Here is a 19,882-nt window from a genome sequence, read left to right as displayed (position 1 = left end):
CCTCGGTTCGACCCGAAAGCCCGCAACCCCGCAGAAATCCTAGGGAAATGCGAATGCTCACGGGTCCCTCTGGGCGGCGGGGCGTGGTCCCAGCGGCGCAGGGCCGGGCCCAATTCGCAACTGACGGCTTCGCTGCGCCCGCCATGCTGCCGCTCGGAGCTCTACTGTTGATCCGGCAATTCTACATGGCAGTTGAGTGTACGGGTTCGAGCCTAGCTTATAGCGCCCCCGAATTAGACTGCCGCCACAGGTGCGATGTCCAGCCAAATATTCGACGACTTACTCTCCGCCGCTTTGAAGAGATCCGCCTGAGTTGGGGTCGACACTGACACCACCGCCGGCACCTGACATCCCATAGCCTGGATCACCTTCCCCTGAGCCCGGCTCCTTGATTTCTGTCCCGAATTCTTGTCGCCCCCACCAAGACGCGATCATGCCAGCAAGTCCTCCGGCCGCAGCCCCAACGAGGCCACCAACCATTCCTGCAAACCACTCGCCACTCGGGCCCCCTTTAGAGCCCAAATACTTTCCGCCCTCAGTTCCAAATGCTTCCCCGGCTTGCTCCCAATCCGATGGGTCTTGGAAGGCTGTTTGCAAACGTGGCGGATCATCAGACATGGTGCACCTCGCAAAGGTTGAACGACGGATTAGAGGTAGGCCCTATCGTTGGAGTGCAGACCTAGTCCTCTGGCTGTGCGTCTTCCCCAAGACTAATATCTCCATCGACCCACTTGCCCTTGAGGCATAGCATTCGTCGGCCGCGCACCTCAGCATAGCTCATGTGCGGATACCACTCGCCACCCCAGAAGCACTCGTTGCTACTGGTCGGTATATCAGGGCTCTTCTCTGCCACCTTCCACCGGATTTCTTCAAGATCGGGATGGTGGCCGTCCTCTGACGGATGCTGATCGTCGGCCATCAGCGACTCCATGCTACACTACAGGATTTTGCTCCTGCAATTCTTCGAAGTCAAACTTAACCGAGCGCGACTGTAAAAGATTGTATGAAAACTCCGCTTGTCGACGCATTCTATCGTCTCTCACCTGGGAACATGTCCGACTTAGTGGAAGTGGCATTGAGCCGCGAGAGCAACGCCCCGAGCGTGTTTGGCACCACAGCCTTCCGACGAGCCATACGGACCTGAAGAGGGAGGACCCTTCGACCGTTGCAGAACACGGTCCGTTGAGGTTCCAAACTTCGTAGATTGGCGAAGAAGGCGTGCATCGCCAGCATTCCAAGGTCGGAGCTGACAGTTGGGTGACCCTCCACACGTGGCGACAATCGCCATTAGTGCTGACTAGAGGACAGGGCCCCCCTCGAACACGACGAAGGTGGTCGCCAGTGAACCCTAAGTAAGAGACCTCAATGACCCCTCCACCCGCTCGACCCGGTGGCGGCGTGCTGCCGTTCCCCGGCTACAGCGTTCGCTACACCGTCGACCCCGATGGCACCGCGTGGCTTGTCGCACGTGACGTGCTCGCCATCCTTGACCTCGACGTGTCAAAGCATCCTGGGCGCTGGCTCAACAGGACGCCGGATGCCGAACGCGCCTATCGCCACGTCCCGTCAGTCTCGGGAACTCAGCGCTACTCGGTCGTCTCAATCCCGGCCGCTCTGGCGCTGACGAAGCGCCGCCGTAAGCGACCGATCGACGCGACTGTCCGCGCCTTTTTGAACCGTGAAGCGGTACACTTGGTGCGACGTGCTGATTGAGGTCGAGGAGGTCGACTTCGGAACGGCATCCTACCCGCGAGCCACCCTCGGCGGCCTTCCCGTTCCAATCGCTGTCCTGGATGGCAAGCCGTGGTTCTCTACGTCGCACATCCAGTTCGCGCTCCAAGGCCGCTTCGACCCTGTAGCCTGCGCCTGCTTCTCCTCGGCTCACGTCGGCGCTCATCGTTTCCCGTTCGACCCAGAGGACAACGCCTCGCACGTCATCTCCGCGTGGGCCGCTCGGGCTCTCGCTGAGACCCGGATGACCTGTTGGTCCAATCGGCGTCTGCGTGGCTGGTTGCTCCAGCAGGACAAGCGCCTCCGCACCGGGCTTCCTGACTCGCCCGGATCGCTCTTCGTCGACGCTGCGGCCGTAAGGTCATTCAGGACCGATGGGGGCCTGGTAGCGGAGGAGAAGCACCTGTGGGCCGAGCGGGCCGCATCCTCTCTCCTTGAACATACATGACAGAACAAACCCTACATTTCGGCAAGAAGCCCATCCGCATCGTCATCATGGACGGCGAGGTCTGGTGGGCCGCTAAGGACCTCTACGCCTCGCAGAAGGCGCTCACCGACAAACGGCACCTATCGTGCTTCGATCGGCAACACCTCAGGCTCCACACCTTCAATGCGAATGCCACTTCCGAGCGGCTGACCATCGTGTCCACGCTCGGCGCCTTGACAATCGCGACGCTCTTCCGGACTCCTGGCGACCGAATGGTGGACGGATGGGTCCGCAAGCAGGTCGAGCAACTCGGCTTCGTACGTCCTCCACTGGCCCTGTGTGCCGATGGAACGCTGCCCGTCCGGCCCAAGGCCTCGTGGATGGCCTACGAAGCGTGGGACGATCTTGCCCGCGCCCATCCCGGCCTGAAGCGAAACCCTGAGGCGTTCGACCTACCGGAACTCGACGACGACGATGACGGCAAGCCACCCGTTCCCACGCCCGAGCAGGTCGAGGCTGATCGGCAAGCGATGCTCAACAATGAAGCGGAAGTGCTTGCCGACGAGCCGTGCGGAACTCGACCAGCGACCAAGCGCGGCCGAGTAGCCGTCACTACTCGCTCTCCCCGAACCCGTAAACGCAGCGCTAAGCGCGCATAGGAATGATCATGGGCCTCTTCTCAGGCTCCAGCACGACCAAAACGAACGAGAAGTTCGACACAGGGCCTAGCAGCTTCCAGGCTCCCTACCTCAACAACGCTTTCGGCTCCGCGAAGGACATCTACGGCTCATCCAAGGGGACGCCCTACTACGAGGGCAAAACCTACGCAGCCATGAGCGCTGGTGCTCAGGACGCGCTCGCGAAGCTGAAGGCCTACGCCTCGGGGCAGGGGCTCAACACGGCCACCACCCTCGGGAACCTGGGGTCCCAGATGGCCGGCTATGGCGCGAAGGCGGGCTCTACGCTCGATCAGTTCGCCGCCATGGCCGGACAGGACCCGACGCAGGCGAACATCGCCGCCGCGACCGCCTACGCCAACAATCCGGCCATCCAGGGGATGATCGACGCGAACGCGCGTGACGTCACCCGGAACCTGTCTGAGAGCATCCTCCCCGGCATCGACCGCGCCGCTTCGGCCACGGGCAACATCAACTCCTCGCGAGCTGGCGTTGCCTCGGGCATCGCGCAGCGAGGCGCGGCGGATCGCATCGGCGACATTTCGGCTCAGATCAGAGGCGACGCCTACGATCGCGGCCTCTCGCTCGCGCAGTCGGATAGGTCCACCAACCTGTCAGCGCTCGGCCAGGCCGCCAGCTCCTACGGGAACCTCGCGTCCTTCGGGGTCGATGCGCTCGGCAAGTCCAACGACGCGGCCTACGGCGCCTTCGACGCCATCAAGGGCGCGGACGCCGCCGACCAGGCGGACCGTCAGGGCCAGCTCACCGCCGACTTTCAGAAGTGGCAGGGGCAGGACAGCCGCGCGACGGACCTCCTCGACCGCTACGCCAAGATCGTCGCCGGGAACCAGTGGGGCCAGTCGGGCACCAGCTCGGGCACCACGAAGAGCACACAATCCGGCTCAATCCTTAGCCAGCTCGCAGGCGCGGCGGCGGCCGGCGCCAGCATCTACACCGGGCTTAGCCCCAAGCAGTCATGAACACCTACAACTCCAACATCTCACCGCTCGCGGGCGGCTGGCTCAGTGAGCCTCCAAAGCCCCGCTCGTCGGCCTTCGCCCCCCTCGTAGAGCCGTTCGGCAGCTCTCAGTCCTACGCTCCAGTCGATCCTCCTCCGCTCCCTCAGCCGCCGCCGACCAAGAAGCCGACCCCGTGGGACAAGGCGCACATCTCGGAGACCCTGGCAGGCATCGGGGCAGGCTTCCTCTCCAGCCAGAACTTCGGCGATGGTCTTGGCGCCGCTGCTCAGTCGATCGCAGGCCGACAGCGCCAGCTCCGCGAGGAAGAGCGACCGGACATCAGCTACGGCGGGCCGGGCGACCAGTTCGAGATTACGACCGACCGCCGCACAGGCGCCAAGTCGTACCGAGAGGTCCCCGAGTTCCGAGCAGCCGTGGACCGAAATGCTACCCTGAAGGCACAGCCGGACTTCAAGACCATCGCGGACATGCGGTCCCGTGCGCTCGCTGCTGTGGCCCAGATGCCTCTTGAGCAGCGGCCGGCGGCGTACCGCAGCCTCCTCGCTCACGCCCGCGCGTACGGCGTAGACATCACAGGGATGCCGGCCGAGTGGGATGAGACCTATGGGGCACTTGGTGGCGCCATGGGGCTCAACGTCAACCAGGCGCACACCCAGGCTCGGCAGGACGACCTCGCGGAGTCGCTCAAGGATCACCGGAAGGTCCAGGAGGCGCACAGCGCCGCTCGTGTGGAGCAGGGAGCCGCTCGTGTGGCTCAGGGTGCCGCAAGGGTCGCTCAGGGCGCCTCCAGGCTTCGCACGCCGCCGGCCAGCGTCAGCAGGGGTGTCAGCACGCCCAAGAGCAAAGCTCAATTCGATGCCCTGCCTAGCGGGGCGAAATTCATGGCCCCTGATGGGTCTATAAGGATCAAGCCATGATGGCAGACGACAACTGGTGGGCCTCCTCGCCCTTCGCGACGGCGGCCTCGGCCCGAACGGCCACAGCGGCGCCCGCACGCGCCAAGACGACCGCACAGGATATGCAGATCCTCAGGGACTCCTCGGCGCTTGCGGAGTCGGAGCGAGATGCCAGGCGAACGTATTCAGGTACGAGAGCGGCGGTCAAACGCATGGGTACCGGAGCCCTTAAGGCCAACTTCCTCGACTCGATCACGCCCGAGGAAGACGGCACCCCGGTCCTTGATCAGGTGGGCGCAGCTCTCGGCCTTCTCGCCCGCCCCTTCATCAGCGACAGTACCTGGACCTCTCGCGACCAGTTGAAGACTGTTGGGGCTCAGATCGCGTTGGCGGCGGCCAAACAGCAGAAGGGCACGGCGTCCAACAGCGACATGGCGTTGATGCGTATGTCCGGCGTGAACCCGTACAAGTCGGTGACGGAGAACCTCCGCATCCTCGACGAGGCGGAGCGCCAAGGCGCCTTCGCGCAGCATCGAGCTACGCTCAAATCTCAGTGGATCAGTCGCTACGGCAGCATCTCGCAGCCTGGTCCGCGAGGCATGTCCTTCGAGCAGGTAGCAGCCGCGCAGGACAAACAGGTCCAGCAGGCTCTCGACGTCCGCACGAGGGGCCTGCCTCCCGCCCCGCCGTCCGTTCGACGTGGTTCAAGCCGGGGTCGCACGGTTATCGACGTCAACGGCAATCGCGTTCGTTAAGGACGCGGCGGCAGTAAGCGGCATCCTGAGGCGCACATGGCGGGCGCCGCTACACGAGCGGTAAGACTAACGACGCGCGTGAAGCCTCCTCGTGCGCCTCTCTTAACAATACGCCCGCAGATTGCGGAGCGATAAGGTACTCTACATGAAACAACCTTCGATCAATCTCTTCCACATGCTTCGTGATAGCGACGACCATCCGACGCTGGACGCATTCTACAACTGGGTCGATGGCTCGGTCCTGCCGAGCATCCTAGCTACTGGCGGCTACGTGTTGCGGGAGGAGTACCGGACCTTCGCCTCCGCTGACGATTTGGCCCTGATGCCTCTACCCGCAGCAGCGAAGCCGTCTACGCGTCCTCGCACCTAGAACCGCCGGTTCTACGAGGACGCCGCTGAGCCCGCTCCAGTTTACGGCGCAGCCTTGTTCCGCCAAGTGCCGGCTCTGCGCGACCATCCGGCCGTGAGGGGCCTCGACGACCGCGTGGACTCGCTGGTCTTGCCGGCGCTGTTCGCCCACCCAGGCGCCATGGTGCAGCTCCCCGCCATCCTCGCGGCGGCGACAGAGCCCGATGGTGGCGTCCTCGACATCTAGTTGCCATGCCCTGCCCCTTGAGCCCTCCCAGGCCCGAGGGGCTTTTTTCTCGTCAAGGCTCTGGATCGGCCGGGCGGCACGGAACGACCCCGAGCGGATCGGGTTGAGAGGAGGACTGATGTTCCTCAAGCACATCGGATCACTCGGCGCCCCGTTGCTCCCCCAACCCCCCGATGTGGCGGGGCGCCACTTCCCTCTCAGCTACCCCCGCTTCCACAGCGAGGCTGAGCTGCGTCCGTCAGGCGGTGGCCTCCAGCTTCTTCGCCTTGGACTTGAGGTACGCCTCGCCGCGCTCCGCCATTCGGTCCCACGACGCGGCGGCCTGGAGATGACGAGCTTTAACCTGGGCGAGTGTGGTTGCGGCGGCGGCAGAGCGCTCGACTTCAGCCCGCTCACGGCAGGCTACAGGGTCTTCCATCATATCTTGTTCCTCCCGCGTCACAAACGCGTGAGCCGAGTGGATGGATGCTGAAGGGCTCGCGAGACGCGAGAAGGGCCCCGGTTTGACTCGGAGCCCTTCCAGTGACGATGCGGGGTCCTTCCGCTCGTCGCCCAACCTTGGCGGCCTAGTTGCAGCTCGCCGCCTCGGTCGCGTGTCCTAGTGTCAGAGCGCCGCCATGAGCGCTTCAAGGTCCGACAGTTGCAGGACGACGCTCTTGACCTCTCCGTCATCAGCATCGCGCTGCATTACCACGACCACACCACACCCCATGCGTACCGCCTCCCCATCCGACAGGCGGATCACATCCCCTTGCTCCATCGTGCGTCTTTCCCGTGCCATGTGTGAAGTCGTTCGCGCTTCTAGGCGGCGCTGCGACCTAATTGAGGTACTACTAACAAAAGGTTCCCGCAAGCAAATTGATGCATTGTCCACAGGTGTGGAAACTCCACGATTGTAGAATGTCTTGAGGGTACTCATTTTGGTACTCACGATCCACTTGCCGTCATCACCAGCATTGTTCAAGAACGGACCCTTGAAGGGGGATGAACGATGGACAATGAGCGGTCGACGACAAAGCGGAAGAAGCAGATCACCTTGAGCGAAGCCGTCGCGCACTTCGTGACCAGGGACGATGCTCGGCTTACGACCAAGGGCAGCGCGAGCCTTATCCAAGGCTCCAGCCTCGGCCGGGTGAAGCTGCACCACCTCAAGACCAGCGCCATTCGGGCATGGGCCGAGAGGAGATTGGAGTTCGTTCGCCTAGCACGCGTCATGCAAGACCTACGCTTGATCCGGTTCGCCTACGAGGCCGCCCGTCATGATTTCGGGCTCACTCTCCCGGACAATCCCGCGATGGGCTTCACGCTCAACGAACGACGCAGGCATCTAAGCGCCGCTGAGTTGTCTTTCATATGCCAGGCGCTCGAAGATGAGCCCGCCCTCCACGCCATGGTTGTCGTCGCCGCCGAGACCGGCCTGAGCCGTGGAGCGCTCTCCAACCTTCAATGGCGCGACGTCGACCTGGACGCTGCCACTGCCAAGCTCCGCGACCGCTCCGCCGGACCGATCGTGCGTGAAGTACCTCTGAGCCCCACGGCCATAGAAGCGCTCCGGCCGCTCAGCCGAGGCTCACACCGTGTCTTTCCGGTCCGAGTCGATCGCGTGAAATGGTCGTGGATGGCGGCATGTCGCCGAGCGGGCGTGAAGGGCGTGAGGTTCTATGAGGCGCGACACGTCCTTCAGTACGAGGGGCGGCGAAGGTGACGCTTGCCGTTGTCGGAAAAGAGGTACAAAAAGGAGTACACAACGACCGCTTCTCGGACCCGAAAAGTGGCGGAAAACCGTTAGTTCTGGTTGTGGGGGAAGGTCCCTGCAACCGGCACGCGCCTCCCTTCCCCTCCGCCTGGATCGCCGTTCTGGACCATAAGCTCAGGGAGGGTGACCACTTGTCCACGGTCCCAGCCACGCGCATCCCCACCATCGATGACGATGCTTGAGGGGGCCGGCGTGATCGTGATGGTGGAGGCATGGGCGGATCAGGCGGCACTTGATGCCCATGCTCGGGCCGCCGCCTTCACCAGCCTCGCCGCCCGCTTCGACGAGCTGCTCGCCGAACCGTCTGCCATCGAGCGGCTGCGCCGCATCGACTGACGTCGGTCATCTCAGCCGGCGCGCATCGTCCGGCGCACGACCTGGGGCGGCCGGCGATGATGGCGCACGGAAAGCCTCGCGCCTGCGGCGCGAACGTGTCGCTGCGCGCGAGGTTGATCGCTTGCCGCTGGAGATCCTGCGTCGACACGAGCGCGAGGTGCTCACCGCGGCCGAGCGGGCCGATGAGGCCCGCGCCCGCCGTGGAAATCCGGTCGTCCGTTCGTCTCCGCGTTCAAGCCGATCGGGCGCTTAGCATCGCTGTCCGGCCGACCCGTTCGGGACGAAGAGAGACACACGACCGGTCAGAAGGGGGCGGGCGGCTCGTAAGTCATCGTCACTCGCTCGATGCTGCCATCGATGTTGATAAGAACCTCGATGTTCCAATACAGCTGCCCCAGCCCTGTCGGCGCATATGCAAGCCGAAACCGCTGAGGCAGCCGGGTGTCCGCGGTGAGGCGCTCGATGTTCCAGACGTCACCAAAAGGTAGCTTCAGGAAGGCATCGCGGGGGGAGAGCCTTGCCATGGCATCGGACGCCAACGAACCAGACAATAGGAAAAAGGGCAGGTCTTCTCCTTTGGCAAGATCGGTCTGAGCTGTCTTGAGCTTGAAAAGGAGAGCGTCGGCGTCGGCTAGCGAGAGACGGCTTAGCTGACGTTTCGCCGGCGTAGCGATAAAGCCTTCCGATCTGGCGCTTGTCGAGAAAGACGATCCGAGTAGGAGGGCTGTCAGCGCCGTGGAACGTAGCAGCATCGCCGGATCATCCAGCATCCCGCGAGTGGCCGCAAGTGGGCGCTGCGCCCCGCCCGTCTCGTGGCGAGGACCGACAAGCGGCCATCCAGCACGCGCTACTCCGCCCTCAACGTCTGCCGTTCGCCCGCCTCGAGCGTACCGAGCCAAGATGCCAAGGCACGAGAGACGGCTTCATCGGAGCGACGTCGAGGGCAGCTTACGCGGCTGCGCGCTCTTCTTCGATCGCGAGCTCCAGCAGGAGCTGATGAAGTTCATCGCCGTCGAAGCGAGACAGGTCGAAGCCGCTCGCCGCGCCGAACGAGGCGTAGCGTTCGACGTCGGCGGCCGACGCGCCGACGAAGCCCATCGCCCAATTCGGGAAGCTTCGGCCGGCGATCGGCTCGAGCGACAGAAGGGACACCTCACCGTGGCGCTCGTCCTGCTGGATCCGCTCGAACGCCGCTTCGACTCGCTCCAGCGGCCCTTCGAGCACCTGAGCGAAGCACCCGGCATTGAACATGAGCGCGCCCGTGATCTCGTCGCGAATGTTGTTCTCACGGCTCTTCGCTAGAATGTCAGCCAGCTCGCTGGCGAGGACGTCCAGCGCCACATGGTTGCGGCTGTAATAGACCAGTCGGTAGATCGGCATCGTGCTTCCTCACGCTCGCTCGGACAAGAAACCGGCGACCTGCGCCTGCGCCATCGGACGGCCGGTCAGGTAGCCTTGAACATGGGTGCAATGCTGCTCCCGGATGCGCGTGAGCTGCTCCATGGTCTCGACGCCCTCGGCGGTGATTGCCATGCCGAGGTTGGAGCCGAGTCCGGACACTGCGCGCAGGATCGCCTCGCTGTCGGCGTCGTCGCCCGAGACAAACGAGCGATCGATCTTGATCTTGTTGAAGGGGAACTTCTGCAGATAGCTGAGGGACGAGTAGCCGGTGCCGAAATCATCCATCGAGATCTTCACGCCGAGTGCGCGCAAGGCGTGAAGGGTTGCCAGGACGTTGTCGGTGTCGGCCAGAAGCGCGCCCTCGGTGATCTCGAGCTCGAGCCGGTCGGGCGCCAGTCCGGAGCGCGCCAACGCCGACGAGACCGTCTCCAGGAGCGTGTCGGCCTTGAACTGGAGTGGCGACACGTTGACCGCCACGATGAGGTCCCCCGGCCACCCGGCAGCTTCCATGCAGGCGGTGGTCAGCACCCACTCGCCGATCTTGACGATCAGGCCGTTCTCCTCCGCCACGCCGATGAAGCTGAGCGGGGGGACGTTGCCGCGGGTCGGATGGTTCCAGCGCAGCAAAGCCTCGAACCCGATGACAGTGTCGGTCTCGAGATCCACGAAGGGCTGATAAGCCAGCTGAAACTGTTTGAGGGCGAGCGCGCGACGCAGATCGATCTCGAGCTCGCGCCGTTCGTGAAGCTGCGCGTCCATACCGCTCTCGAAGAAGCGGTACCGGCCGCGCCCCGCGCGCTTGGCCTCGTAGAGGGCGAGGTCGGCGTTGCGCAACAGGTCGCGCGGCTGGACAGGGCCGCTGACGATGGCCACGCCGATGCTCACACCCACGTTGATCGTATGGCCGCTCAGCACATAGGTCCTGCCGACCAGGTCGACCAGGCGCCCGGCGAGTTTCTCCGCGTCCTCCGCGCCGGCGATCCCCCTCTGCAGGATGACGAACTCGTCGCCGCCGAGTCGGGCGATCACGTCTTCCTTCCGGCAGGCCGCGCGCAGACGGTCTGCGACTTTCTTCAGCAGCTGGTCACCGATCCCGTGACCCAGCGTGTCGTTGATCATCTTGAAGCGATCGAGATCCAGGCACAGCACGGCGACGTGCCGCGGCTCCGCCGTGCCCACGGCTGCCTCGAGCGCGGCCATGAAGGGGTTGCGCAGCGCTAGGCCGGTGAGATCGTCCTGGTACGCAGGCACCGAGTGAGGAGAAGTGCCGGAGCCTGGCCAAAGGCTGATGCACGTGCTGCCGCCGCCGAGTGGGTTGGCCAGTGCGTCGAAGCTCTCCCCCTGCCGCGTGGTCAGCCGCAGTGACGAGGGCGCATCCGCGTTGAACGTGGAATGCAGGACGTCGGGGAAGATGTCCGAGAACGACAATCCGACGATCCAGCCGCCCAGATGCGCGGCGGCCGCGGCGTTGGCGTAGCTTAGGTCGCCGCCGGCATCGATCACGATGACCGGGTTCTGCAGCGACTCAAGGACGCGCGCGGAAGACTCTGGGGTAAGGTCGGAATATGGCATCTGGTCTGGCCCGGCGCGATTTGTCGGACCGCATCTAGGAAGCCATTCAAAACAAAGCGTTAAGTGCGCCAAGGTTCGCGCGGGAGCACGGCAGGGCTAGCGCCTCGGCACATTGCTCAGCCCGCGTACCGGCGCCGGCCGTCAGCAGAGCGCATCCAAGAGGCGAAGACGTCCTCCTCCATCGGGCGGGCGAACCAATAGCCCTGCGCTTCCTCGCAGCCCAGCGCCGCGACGATCTCGGCGGCCGAGCTCGTCTCGACCCCCTCCGCGACGACGCGATGGCCGAGCTTGTGCGCCATCGCGACCATCGTCTCGAGGAGCACGTAGTCGGCTCCGCCGGCGTCGGTCAGCGAGCGCACGAAGGCCTGGTCGATCTTCACGACCTGCGCCGGGATCTGCTGCAGGTAGGCGAGACTGCTCTGCCCCGTCCCGAAATCGTCGATGGCGAGGCAGATGCCGGCCGCGGCGAGCTCGCGCAGTACCCCGATCGCCTGCTCGGGATGCTCCATGATCGCGCTCTCGGTCAGTTCCAGCTCGAGCTGCTCGGGCAACAGTCCTGCCCGCAACAAGCCGGCCTGAACGCGGGCGACGAGGTCGGGCTCGCTCAGGTTGACCGCGGACAGATTGACCGAGAGCCGGAACGTCAGGCCGCCGCGGTCCCAGCGGGCGAGCTGCGCCATGGCGGCGTCGAGGACCCACCGCGTGGTGGACAGGGCAAGCGACGTCTGTTCGATGATGGGGATGAACTCGGCGGGGGACACGTCGCCGAGACGCGGGTATCGCCACCGGAGCAGCGCTTCCGCACCGATGCACCGTCCCGTCGCGAGGTCGATCCGCGGCTGATACACGAGCCGAAGCTGGTCTCTCGCGGCCAAGGCGGCGGCGAAATCCTGCATCAGCACGTACTGCCGCTGGTGTGCCCGGTCGCTCGAGGAAGAATAGAGCGAGACCGATCCTGACACGCCGCGAGCATCCTGCGCGGCCGCAGCGGCGCCGCGTAGGAGGTCGTCGGGCGAGACCTCGCCGAGCGCGAACGGGCGAACCCCGATGGCCAGACTGGTGACGAAGCGGACGGAGGACGATGCTCGTATCGCCGCGGAGCCGGAGCGGAGATCCGCGGTGTAATCGTGCGGATCGGCGCCAGCCGGCGCGAGAAAGGCGAACTGGGCAGCACCGACGTGGTACAGCCGACGATCCCCGTCGAGGGCGGCGCGAAGCGAACGGGCAGCCTCTCGTATCAGATCGTCGACGCGCGCGCCGCCGAGTGCCCGACTGATCCGGCTGATCTGCTCGTCGCGCGCGATGTCCACGAAGACCACGATCTGCCGCTCGCCGTGGCGCTCGCGCGCGAGATCGAGCAGGTCGTCGCGGAATTGGCTGCGCATGGGCAGGCCGCTGACGGGGTCGATCCGGCCGAAGGCATGCTGCAGTTCGATCTGCGCCATCACCATGGCGGCCAGATCGACAAGCGCGGACAATTCCGCCGGCGCCGCCCGGCGCGGTTCGGTGCCGAGCACGCAGAGCGCGCCGAGCCCGTAGCCTTCGCTGGTGATCAGCGGCGCCCCCGCATAGAAGCGGGTACCGGCATGGGCGAGCACGCTCCCGGCATAATGCGGGTGGTCGAGCAGATCCTCGATGACGAGCGGCTGCCCCGCCTCGGCGACGCGCGCGCACGGCGCACCGTCGCGCGGGATGCTGGAATGATCAACGCCGACGCGGGACTTGAACCACTGGCGATCGCGATCGGTCAGCGATACCGCGGCGACGGGCAGCCCGAAGATCAGGCTGGCCATGCGGGTGATGCGATCGAAGCTCTCGCTCGCCGGCGTATCCAGCAGCTTGAGTTGAAGGAGCGCGTCGAGCCGCGCCTCTTCGTAGTTTGGCGACAGCGAGCTCATCGGCGGACCCTACAGCCAGGTTCTTAATGGATTGTTCCACATCCCTCGCAGCGCTGAAAAGCGCTCGACACCTCTACGCCACGGCTGGGCTGTCGAGCGAACATGGGTGCGTATGGGCCTGCCCGAGGTACGCCTCGGCGGCCGCCAGCGTCAGGAACACGTCAGTGTAGGAAGGATCATGCGAGCGCTTCGTCTCATGTTTCCGGGTTGAGTCGCGAACCACGACCGCGACGCGGTCTCTGGCGCGGTATAGGACCGGAAGAACCCGCTCGATGTGAGATGCGACCTCCGGCGGATGCGGCGTGGCGGCGCGAAGATCGATCAGCAGCCGCACGCCCCTTGTCGTTCGTCGCTCCGCGACCAGCAGCGATGAGAGCTCGCGGAAGTGCCGCTGAGCGTCGGCAAGGCTCGCCAGGCCGCTGCCATGAACGAGGATATGGCCAGGTCGCCGCTCGATCTGAAGGGGCATCAGAAGGCCGCCCAGTCTTCCTGCGCGGTCTGCCGCAGCGCCGCCACCCGCGGCGTCGGTCGCACGATCTGGAGCCGCTTGCTATCGTGCCCGGGCCGCGCGTGCTGCCGTCGATCCGTTCGATCGGTGCCCTCCTCCGCCAGCGTGAAGAGCGCGACCTCCTCCGCCAGCTTCTCGGCGTCCGCCGCCAGGCCGCGCGTCGCCGCCGTCGCCTGCTCGACCATCGCGGCGTTCTGCTGCGTCACGCCGTCCATCTCCGAGATGGCGGTGTTGACCTGCTGCAGTCCGACCGCCTGCTCCTTGGCCGAGGCGGCGATCGTCGTGACGATCGCGCTGATCTCCTCGACGCGCCCGTTGATCCCGCGCAACGCGACACCGGTGGCGTTGACCAACTCGACCCCCACCTCGACCTGGACGGTCGAGGCGGCGATGCGCGCCTTGACGTCCTTGGCGGCATCGGCGGAGCGCTGCGCGAGCGCGCGAACCTCGGAGGCAACAACGGCGAAGCCTCTGCCGGCGTCACCCGCGCGGGCGGCCTCGACGCCGGCGTTGAGCGCCAGCAGGTTCGTCTGGAAGGCGATGCCATCGATGACGCCGATGATGTCGGCGATCTCGGCGGACGTGCGCTCGATCCCGCCCATCGCGCTCACCGCGCGCTCGACGATGTCGCCGGAGGCCTGCGCCTCACCTCGGGCCTGCGACACGAGCTCACGGGCCTTGGCCGCGCCATCCGCGGTCTGGCGCACCGTCGTCGTGATCTCTTCCATCGCGGCGGCGGTCTCCTCCAGCGCTGCCGCCTGCTGCTCGGTGCGCCGCGACAGGTCGTCCGACGCCGCGCGGATGTCGCTGCTGCCGCTGTTGATGCCCGATGCCACGACCGACACCCTGTTCAACGTCGAGGCCATCGACTCTCTGGCAGCGTTGAAGTCGCGTCGGACCGTCTCGAACTGCTCCGCGAACGGTGTGACGATCGCTGCCGTCAGGTCGCCGGCAGCCATGCGCCCGAGACCCGCCCCCAATGCCTCGACCATCACCTGTGAGTCAGCGCTTGCTCGCCTGATCGTCTCCGCATTGTTTCGGAAGACCTGCATCGCGCGCGTCATGCGTCCCACGCAGTCGCGATGATCGGAGTAGAGGATAGCGCTGTCGAGATCGCCCGCTGCCAGCCCCTCCATGCGAACCACGGTGGTGACATACGGGTCGCTGATGAGCTTGCCGCTGTACCAGGTGAGGAGCACCGGCAGCGACGCGAGGGCCGTGCCGCACAACATGATGCGCGACAGCTCGGTGGCCGGCGACACCGCTGCCAGATAGATCAGCCCGAGGCTCAGCGCGGCTACCGCGATCTGGAAGGCGACCACCACGCGGAATTTGACGCGGATCGGGGCATTGTTGCGAAACCAGCTGACCATCTTTTTACTCCTGATGGCCGCCAAACTGGCGAACGAGAGTAAAGGTCCGCTGGCCCTACAGATTATAAAATTCATTTTGTTGATCGACACAGTGATATCGCATACGATTAACCTTCTGACGTCTACATTAATCTTGCTACCGCCATCATTCCGAGGGGACGGGACCGGCATATCTCCGTAAGGAAATCTGTACGTTCATGCTTTATGGGTTATTCATATTCCCGCCCAAGAATGCACGAGATCCACTTCTTTAAGCGACGTTAAAGCTCTTTCCCGCCCTGCGTCCGAATGTAAAATAGAAGCGTTTCCACATTGAGGATTGTCACCGGCGCCGGGCAGCGGTCGAGCTTCCTCGCGTTTCACAAGCCTCCTTCTCGGCTTGCTCTAGATCAGGTGCGAACCTTCGTTCTGCTGATCTTACGTTAAGACGAGCAGCCTAGTCCGGGCGCATGGGTGTCTTGCAAGCAATCGCGCACTGCATCGCGCATGGCCACGATCGCTGGCTCGTCAGCATGGCGGCGCTGGTCTGCGCCGTCGGCGTCTATGCGAGCTTCGCCATCGCCCGACATGCGGCGCGCGCGAACGGGACCACGCGGCGGCGATGGGCGGTTGTAAGTATCGTCGCGGGCGGCTGCACCGCCTGGGCGACCCATTTCATCGTACTGCTCGCCTTCCGGCCCGGCGTGGACGCCGCCTTCGATCCGGCAATCACGGTCGTGTCGCTGGTGTGCGCGATCCTTGGGATCGGCGCCGGCATGCTCGTGTCGATGCGATCACGCCGGAGTGCCAGGCAATTCGTTGCAGGGCTCATCATCGGTGTGGGCATCGCCGGGCTCCACTACATCGGCCAGTCCGCCTACCTGGTTCGGGGCTCGGTCAGCTGGAACCCTGCGCTCATCCTCTTGTCACTGCTTCTCGGTGTGCCGATCGCCGGGGCGGGCATGATGACGCTCTCGCATCGCCGGCACCGCGTCCGGCGTGCGGCGCCGGCTCTGCTTCTGCTCGCCATCGCCGTGCTGCACTTCTGCGGCATGGCCGCGATGACGCTGCGGGGCGACCCCGCCGTCGTCTTCCCCGATGACGCGATGTCGCCCGAGATGGTGGCACCCTGGGTCGCCGGCGTCTCCACGGCACTGCTTACGCTGGCGGTGATCGGGTGGCGCTTCGACCTCGCTGCGAAGGCGAGAGTTCGTCAGGACCAGCGTCGCATCCGCGAACTCGCCGACGTGGCGCTGGAAGGCCTACTGATCTGTCGCGGCGACGCGATCGTGACGGCCAATCGCAGCGTCGAGCGGCTCTCCGGCCACGCCGTCGGCGGTCTCGTGAGTCGATCCCTCAGCTCGCTGCTTCCCGGCGTCGAGTTCGACAGCCTGCCAGAGCGGGAGGAGCGCGAAGCACTATTGCTCAGCGCGGACGGCACGACGATCCCGGTTCGCGTCCTTCGCTCGCAGGTCACGCTCGGGCATAAGCTGCAGACCGTCATCGCCGTGCGCGACCAGCGCGAGCGCCTGCGCACCGAAGCACGGATGCGCACGCTCGCGTTCAACGACTCCCTCACCGGCGTGGCGAACCGGGCGCGCTTCTTCGACCTGCTGTCGCTGCACAGCGCGTCGCGGCGCGATCGCGACCGTTCCTTCGCGGTGCTGATGCTGGATCTGGACCGCTTCAAACCGGTCAATGACACACTGGGGCATGCCGCAGGAGACGTCATTCTGCAGATGGTCACGGAGCGGCTGCAGGCCACGCTGCGCGAAGGTGACGTACTGGCGCGGCTGGGTGGCGACGAGTTCGCGGTCCTGCAGGTCGCCGCGGATCACCTCGACTCCGTCGCCATCCTCTCCGAGCGTCTGGTGAGAACGATCGGTGATCGCCCTTTCCTGTATAGCGGGCAGGCGGTGCACCTTGGCGCGAGCCTCGGCTTTGCCTGGGCGCCAGACGACGGTGACGATCCCGCTGAGCTGCTGCGCAACGCCGATCTCGCGCTCTACGCGGCCAAGTCGGATGGGCGCGCCACATGGCGCCGCTACGATCCGGTGTTCGATGAGCAGACGCAGGAACGCCGCAGGCTCGAGATCGGCCTGCGCCACGCGATCAGCGTGGGCGAGCTCGAGCTTCATTATCAACCGCTGGTCGACGCCAAGACAGGTGAGATCACCGCGGCCGAAGCGCTGGTCAGGTGGAACCACCCTGAGCGCGGCCTCGTCTCCCCTATCGAGTTCATCCCGCTCGCCGAGGAGACCGGACTGATCCTGCCGCTCGGCGACTGGGTGCTGCGCACCGCGTGCGCGCAGGCGGCGACCTGGCCATCGCATATCGGCGTCGCTGTAAACCTGTCGCCGGCTCAGTTCCGCGATCCCGCTCTGGGCTCGATCATCCTCTCCGCGCTTCGATCATCCGGCTTGGGCGCGGGTCGGCTCGAACTCGAGATCACCGAGGGTGTCCTGCTCAGCGACGAGGCCAACACGCTGGCGACGCTGAAGGAGCTCAAGGCCGCCGGCATCCGCATTGCCATGGACGATTTCGGCACCGGCTACTCGTCGCTGAGCTACCTTCGCAGGTTTCCCTTCGACAAGATCAAGATCGATCAATCGTTCGTACGGCAGCTGCCCGACGATCTCGAGAGCGCCGCCATCGTTCGAGCGATCATAACGATGAGCGCGTGCCTCGGCATCGCCACGACCGTCGAGGGCGTCGAAACGGACGAGCAGCTTGCCTTCTCGGTCGCCGAGGGATGCGACACGATCCAGGGCTACCACATCAGCCGACCGCTGACCGGGGCTGCCTTCGACCAGGTCCTAGACCTTACGCAGGCGTGCAGGCCGCTCGCGGGAAGCTCGAGCTGGCGTAGATTCGAGGCAGTTTAGCCGTGACGCCATGCTCAGCGCGCCTGAGCGATCATCAGCGGCGTCGCATCGTCCCGCGCGGCTGAGCGGGTGCGCACCGCCGACCACGCACCGCAGACCCGCCGGTTCTCACGATCTTAATATGTCACGGTCAACGTCGAGCGCGACATGCTAGCTGCGCTGCCAGAACACATCCCGGAGCAGAGGGACCCCTATGCCGAGCGGGTCGCGAGCCTGTTCGCGACGAGGATGCCGGCGACCATCATGAGTGCTCTGTTCCTGCTGGTCGCCGCCCTGGTATCGCTGAGGTCGCACGATGGCGTCGTCGTGATGCTTTCCTTCACCGGCACGGGAGCCAGCGGCTGGCGGTTAGCGCTGCTCTATCGCGGCCGCGCGCGTTGCGCGTCAGCAGCCCTGACAAGGCTTGATGCCCGCGCGTTAGAGCGACGGTTCGGCGCGTCCTACCTTGCCTTCGCCGCGCTGTTCGGCTGCTTCGCGGCGCGCGCGCTGGTCCTGCCTGTGCCATCGCTCCATCTAGCCGTCGCGGTCCTCGTCGTCGGCTATGCCGCAGGTGCGGTCGCCACAACGGCATTGCGACCTTTCATCGCCGGGGGAAGCGTCCTTCTCGCTGTCCTGCCACCCGCCTGGATCCTGGGCGCCGGCGCCGACGCCGATCGTGCAGTCGCCGCGCTCTGCCTTGTCGCGCTGCTGGCCGGCGGGCTACGCAGCCTTGCCAAGCGACATATCGCGCAGGAGCGGCAGTCCGTCACCAGCACCGCGATCGCCGCCCTCGCCCGCCGCGACCACCTGACCGGATTGATGAACCGCTTCGCCCTCGCCGAAGCTATCGCTGACTCGGAACGGATCGGCGCGAGGGCAGGCGGCTACGCGCTCCACTATCTCGATCTCGACGGCTTCAAGCAGGTCAACGATCAGCTCGGCCATGCTGCCGGCGACGCGCTTCTCTGTGCTGTCGGCGAGCGATTGGCCCTCTCTGCCGCGCGCGGCGACGCGGTCGCGCGTCTGGGCGGAGACGAGTTCGTCGTCATGCAAGCTGGAGCGCCGTCACCGGACATCATCTCCGCCCGGGCGAACGACATCGTTCTCCGGCTGAGCGCTCCTTATTTTGTCAACGAACAGGCGGTCAGCGTCGGCGTCAGCCTTGGTTCGAGCCGCTTATCCCGCTGCGCCGGTGAGATGAACCTTCTCCTTGAGGAAGCGGACGCGGCGCTCCGGCGACAAAAGCTGGCTCGCCCCGCGCCGGCATGGGCGCGCCGCACGAGGCGCTCGGCCCACGCCTGAGCTTCTGAAGACTCAACCGACGGTCTCTCAAGGCGCCCTACCCGCCGCCCGGCTCCGGCCACTCGTCCTATCGGTGCCCGAGCCCTTCGAGCGTGCCGCGGAGCGCTCGAGTTGGCTTGGTGTGGGAGGATAGCAGACAAACAGAGTCATACTCAGATATATTAAAGTTTCGCTGAAAACGGTGCCCCCAGCAGATACCATTATTAATGTCTAAGATAAACCGGCGTCTACTTAGTTTATGCTTTCACCACTGCTATCGCATACAACAAAATATATAGATTTCACGATGCTTGAGGACAGAACGTAAACTGCTGACCTACCACCTGCTCGCCTGCGCTGCATGTCGAGCAATACGCGTCATCCGAGATACCGACACTGAAATCTGAAACCGATTCGAAACGGGTCGCTGCGTCACTGACGACGGGTGTCAGGGCTTTGCCAGTAGCGGGAACAACACCTACGAGATCGAGGTGTGCACCTCCGAGATCGAGCGGTTAGATTATCGGAGACACCCTGTCCTAATCTCCCGAAACCGACGGGTTTTCGGGTTCGATGGATTCTCGAACGATGCTGACGAAGACGAGTGATAAGCGCCGTTAAGAGTTGCCGAGAGAGCTTCTTCGCGAAATGCTCTTCGCTCCCGAACCTTGGGTCGACGCGATGGATCAGAACAGGCCGAATGACGCATGCGCCTACTGCAAAGAGCCAGTTGAGCCAGGTAATAGGTTGTGCGAAGATTTGCTGGGCGATGTTCGACGATGACAACTCACCTCGATTGCTACTGACTGTGTCGATCGCGCGGGCGACCGGCCAACATGCCAGCAGGGACGGG

At 64.8% G+C, this 19,882-nt stretch carries 20 protein-coding genes; 11 read left to right on the top strand and 9 right to left on the bottom strand.

Annotated features, from left to right (window positions below; translation table 11 throughout):
• Positions 1-679: 679 nt before the first annotated feature.
• Complete coding sequence (locus tag FHY05_RS05225; RefSeq protein WP_183943323.1) at positions 680-919, bottom strand: hypothetical protein; 240 nt, start codon at positions 917-919, stop codon at positions 680-682.
• Between the two features lie 479 nt (positions 920-1,398).
• Here FHY05_RS05225 and FHY05_RS05220 point away from each other — a divergent pair, with 479 nt between their 5' ends.
• The 7 genes from FHY05_RS05220 to FHY05_RS05190 all read left to right on the top strand — a co-directional run bounded on the left by FHY05_RS05220 (position 1,399) and on the right by FHY05_RS05190 (position 6,061).
• On the top strand, positions 1,399-1,713 hold the full coding sequence (locus tag FHY05_RS05220) for a hypothetical protein (RefSeq protein WP_183943322.1): 315 nt from the start codon (positions 1,399-1,401) through the stop codon (positions 1,711-1,713).
• A gap of 462 nt (positions 1,714-2,175) precedes the next feature.
• Complete coding sequence (locus FHY05_RS05215; RefSeq protein WP_183943321.1) at positions 2,176-2,817, top strand: hypothetical protein; 642 nt, start codon at positions 2,176-2,178, stop codon at positions 2,815-2,817.
• Positions 2,818-2,825: 8 nt separating this feature from the next.
• Complete coding sequence (locus FHY05_RS05210; RefSeq protein ID WP_183943320.1) at positions 2,826-3,815, top strand: hypothetical protein; 990 nt, start codon at positions 2,826-2,828, stop codon at positions 3,813-3,815.
• On the top strand, positions 3,812-4,732 hold the full coding sequence (locus FHY05_RS05205) for a hypothetical protein (protein WP_183943319.1): 921 nt from the start codon (positions 3,812-3,814) through the stop codon (positions 4,730-4,732). The genes FHY05_RS05210 and FHY05_RS05205 overlap by 4 nt, the downstream gene beginning before the upstream one ends.
• Positions 4,732-5,466 carry a hypothetical protein gene (locus tag FHY05_RS05200; protein WP_183943318.1) on the top strand — a complete coding sequence of 245 codons (735 nt, stop codon included), beginning with the start codon at positions 4,732-4,734 and terminating at the stop codon, positions 5,464-5,466. The genes FHY05_RS05205 and FHY05_RS05200 overlap by 1 nt, the downstream gene beginning before the upstream one ends.
• 145 nt (positions 5,467-5,611) lie before the next feature.
• The gene (locus FHY05_RS05195) at positions 5,612-5,836 is read left to right on the top strand and encodes a hypothetical protein (RefSeq protein WP_183943317.1); all 225 of its coding nucleotides are present in this window, start codon (positions 5,612-5,614) and stop codon (positions 5,834-5,836) included.
• A 54-nt stretch (positions 5,837-5,890) separates the two neighbouring features.
• Positions 5,891-6,061: a hypothetical protein gene (locus tag FHY05_RS05190; protein ID WP_183943316.1), complete on the top strand. Its 171-nt coding sequence runs from the start codon at positions 5,891-5,893 to the stop codon at positions 6,059-6,061.
• Positions 6,062-6,299: 238 nt separating this feature from the next.
• On the opposite strand, the gene FHY05_RS05185 is transcribed toward FHY05_RS05190, so the two are convergent.
• On the bottom strand, positions 6,300-6,482 hold the full coding sequence (locus FHY05_RS05185; protein ID WP_183943315.1) for a hypothetical protein: 183 nt from the start codon (positions 6,480-6,482) through the stop codon (positions 6,300-6,302).
• Positions 6,483-6,665: 183 nt separating this feature from the next.
• Positions 6,666-6,806: a hypothetical protein gene (locus FHY05_RS05180; RefSeq protein WP_221191009.1), complete on the bottom strand. Its 141-nt coding sequence runs from the start codon at positions 6,804-6,806 to the stop codon at positions 6,666-6,668.
• Positions 6,807-7,052: 246 nt separating this feature from the next.
• Between FHY05_RS05180 and FHY05_RS05175 the strand changes: the two genes are divergently transcribed.
• Together FHY05_RS05175 and FHY05_RS05170 are read left to right on the top strand one after the other, a co-directional pair.
• On the top strand, positions 7,053-7,766 hold the full coding sequence (locus FHY05_RS05175; protein ID WP_183943313.1) for a hypothetical protein: 714 nt from the start codon (positions 7,053-7,055) through the stop codon (positions 7,764-7,766).
• A gap of 219 nt (positions 7,767-7,985) precedes the next feature.
• Positions 7,986-8,153, top strand: coding sequence for an antibiotic biosynthesis monooxygenase (locus FHY05_RS05170; protein WP_183943312.1), 168 nt, complete (start codon positions 7,986-7,988; stop codon positions 8,151-8,153).
• A gap of 302 nt (positions 8,154-8,455) precedes the next feature.
• On the opposite strand, the gene FHY05_RS05165 is transcribed toward FHY05_RS05170, so the two are convergent.
• The 6 genes from FHY05_RS05165 to FHY05_RS05140 all read right to left on the bottom strand — a co-directional run bounded on the left by FHY05_RS05165 (position 8,456) and on the right by FHY05_RS05140 (position 14,905).
• Positions 8,456-8,923: a hypothetical protein gene (locus FHY05_RS05165; RefSeq protein WP_183943311.1), complete on the bottom strand. Its 468-nt coding sequence runs from the start codon at positions 8,921-8,923 to the stop codon at positions 8,456-8,458.
• Between the two features lie 178 nt (positions 8,924-9,101).
• Positions 9,102-9,533: a BLUF domain-containing protein gene (locus FHY05_RS05160; RefSeq protein ID WP_183943310.1), complete on the bottom strand. Its 432-nt coding sequence runs from the start codon at positions 9,531-9,533 to the stop codon at positions 9,102-9,104.
• A 9-nt stretch (positions 9,534-9,542) separates the two neighbouring features.
• Positions 9,543-11,126 carry a bifunctional diguanylate cyclase/phosphodiesterase gene (locus FHY05_RS05155; RefSeq protein WP_183943309.1) on the bottom strand — a complete coding sequence of 528 codons (1,584 nt, stop codon included), beginning with the start codon at positions 11,124-11,126 and terminating at the stop codon, positions 9,543-9,545.
• A 116-nt stretch (positions 11,127-11,242) separates the two neighbouring features.
• Entirely contained in the window at positions 11,243-13,024 is a 1,782-nt protein-coding gene (locus FHY05_RS05150) for a GGDEF and EAL domain-containing protein (RefSeq protein WP_183943308.1), read from the bottom strand.
• 73 nt (positions 13,025-13,097) lie between these two features.
• Positions 13,098-13,493 (bottom strand): hypothetical protein, encoded by a 396-nt coding sequence (locus FHY05_RS05145; protein WP_183943307.1) that lies wholly within the window; start codon positions 13,491-13,493, stop codon positions 13,098-13,100.
• Entirely contained in the window at positions 13,493-14,905 is a 1,413-nt protein-coding gene (locus tag FHY05_RS05140) for a methyl-accepting chemotaxis protein (RefSeq protein ID WP_311732375.1), read from the bottom strand. Before FHY05_RS05140 ends, FHY05_RS05145 begins: the two co-directional genes overlap by 1 nt.
• Before the next feature lie 512 nt (positions 14,906-15,417).
• On the opposite strand from FHY05_RS05140, the gene FHY05_RS05135 reads away from it, so the two are divergent.
• Together FHY05_RS05135 and FHY05_RS05130 are read left to right on the top strand one after the other, a co-directional pair.
• Positions 15,418-17,769, top strand: coding sequence for an EAL domain-containing protein (locus FHY05_RS05135; RefSeq protein WP_260181225.1), 2,352 nt, complete (start codon positions 15,418-15,420; stop codon positions 17,767-17,769).
• Positions 17,770-17,916: 147 nt separating this feature from the next.
• Positions 17,917-19,050, top strand: a complete 1,134-nt coding sequence (locus FHY05_RS05130) for a GGDEF domain-containing protein (protein ID WP_183943304.1) — start codon at positions 17,917-17,919, stop codon at positions 19,048-19,050.
• Positions 19,051-19,882: the final 832 nt, after the last annotated feature.

Origin of the sequence: Sphingomonas sp. BK580, assembly GCF_014194975.1 — a bacterium.
Taxonomy (GTDB): domain Bacteria; phylum Pseudomonadota; class Alphaproteobacteria; order Sphingomonadales; family Sphingomonadaceae; genus Sphingomonas.
The sequence above is the reverse complement of the archived record's forward strand: the minus strand, read 5'-3'. Positions and strand labels throughout refer to the sequence as shown.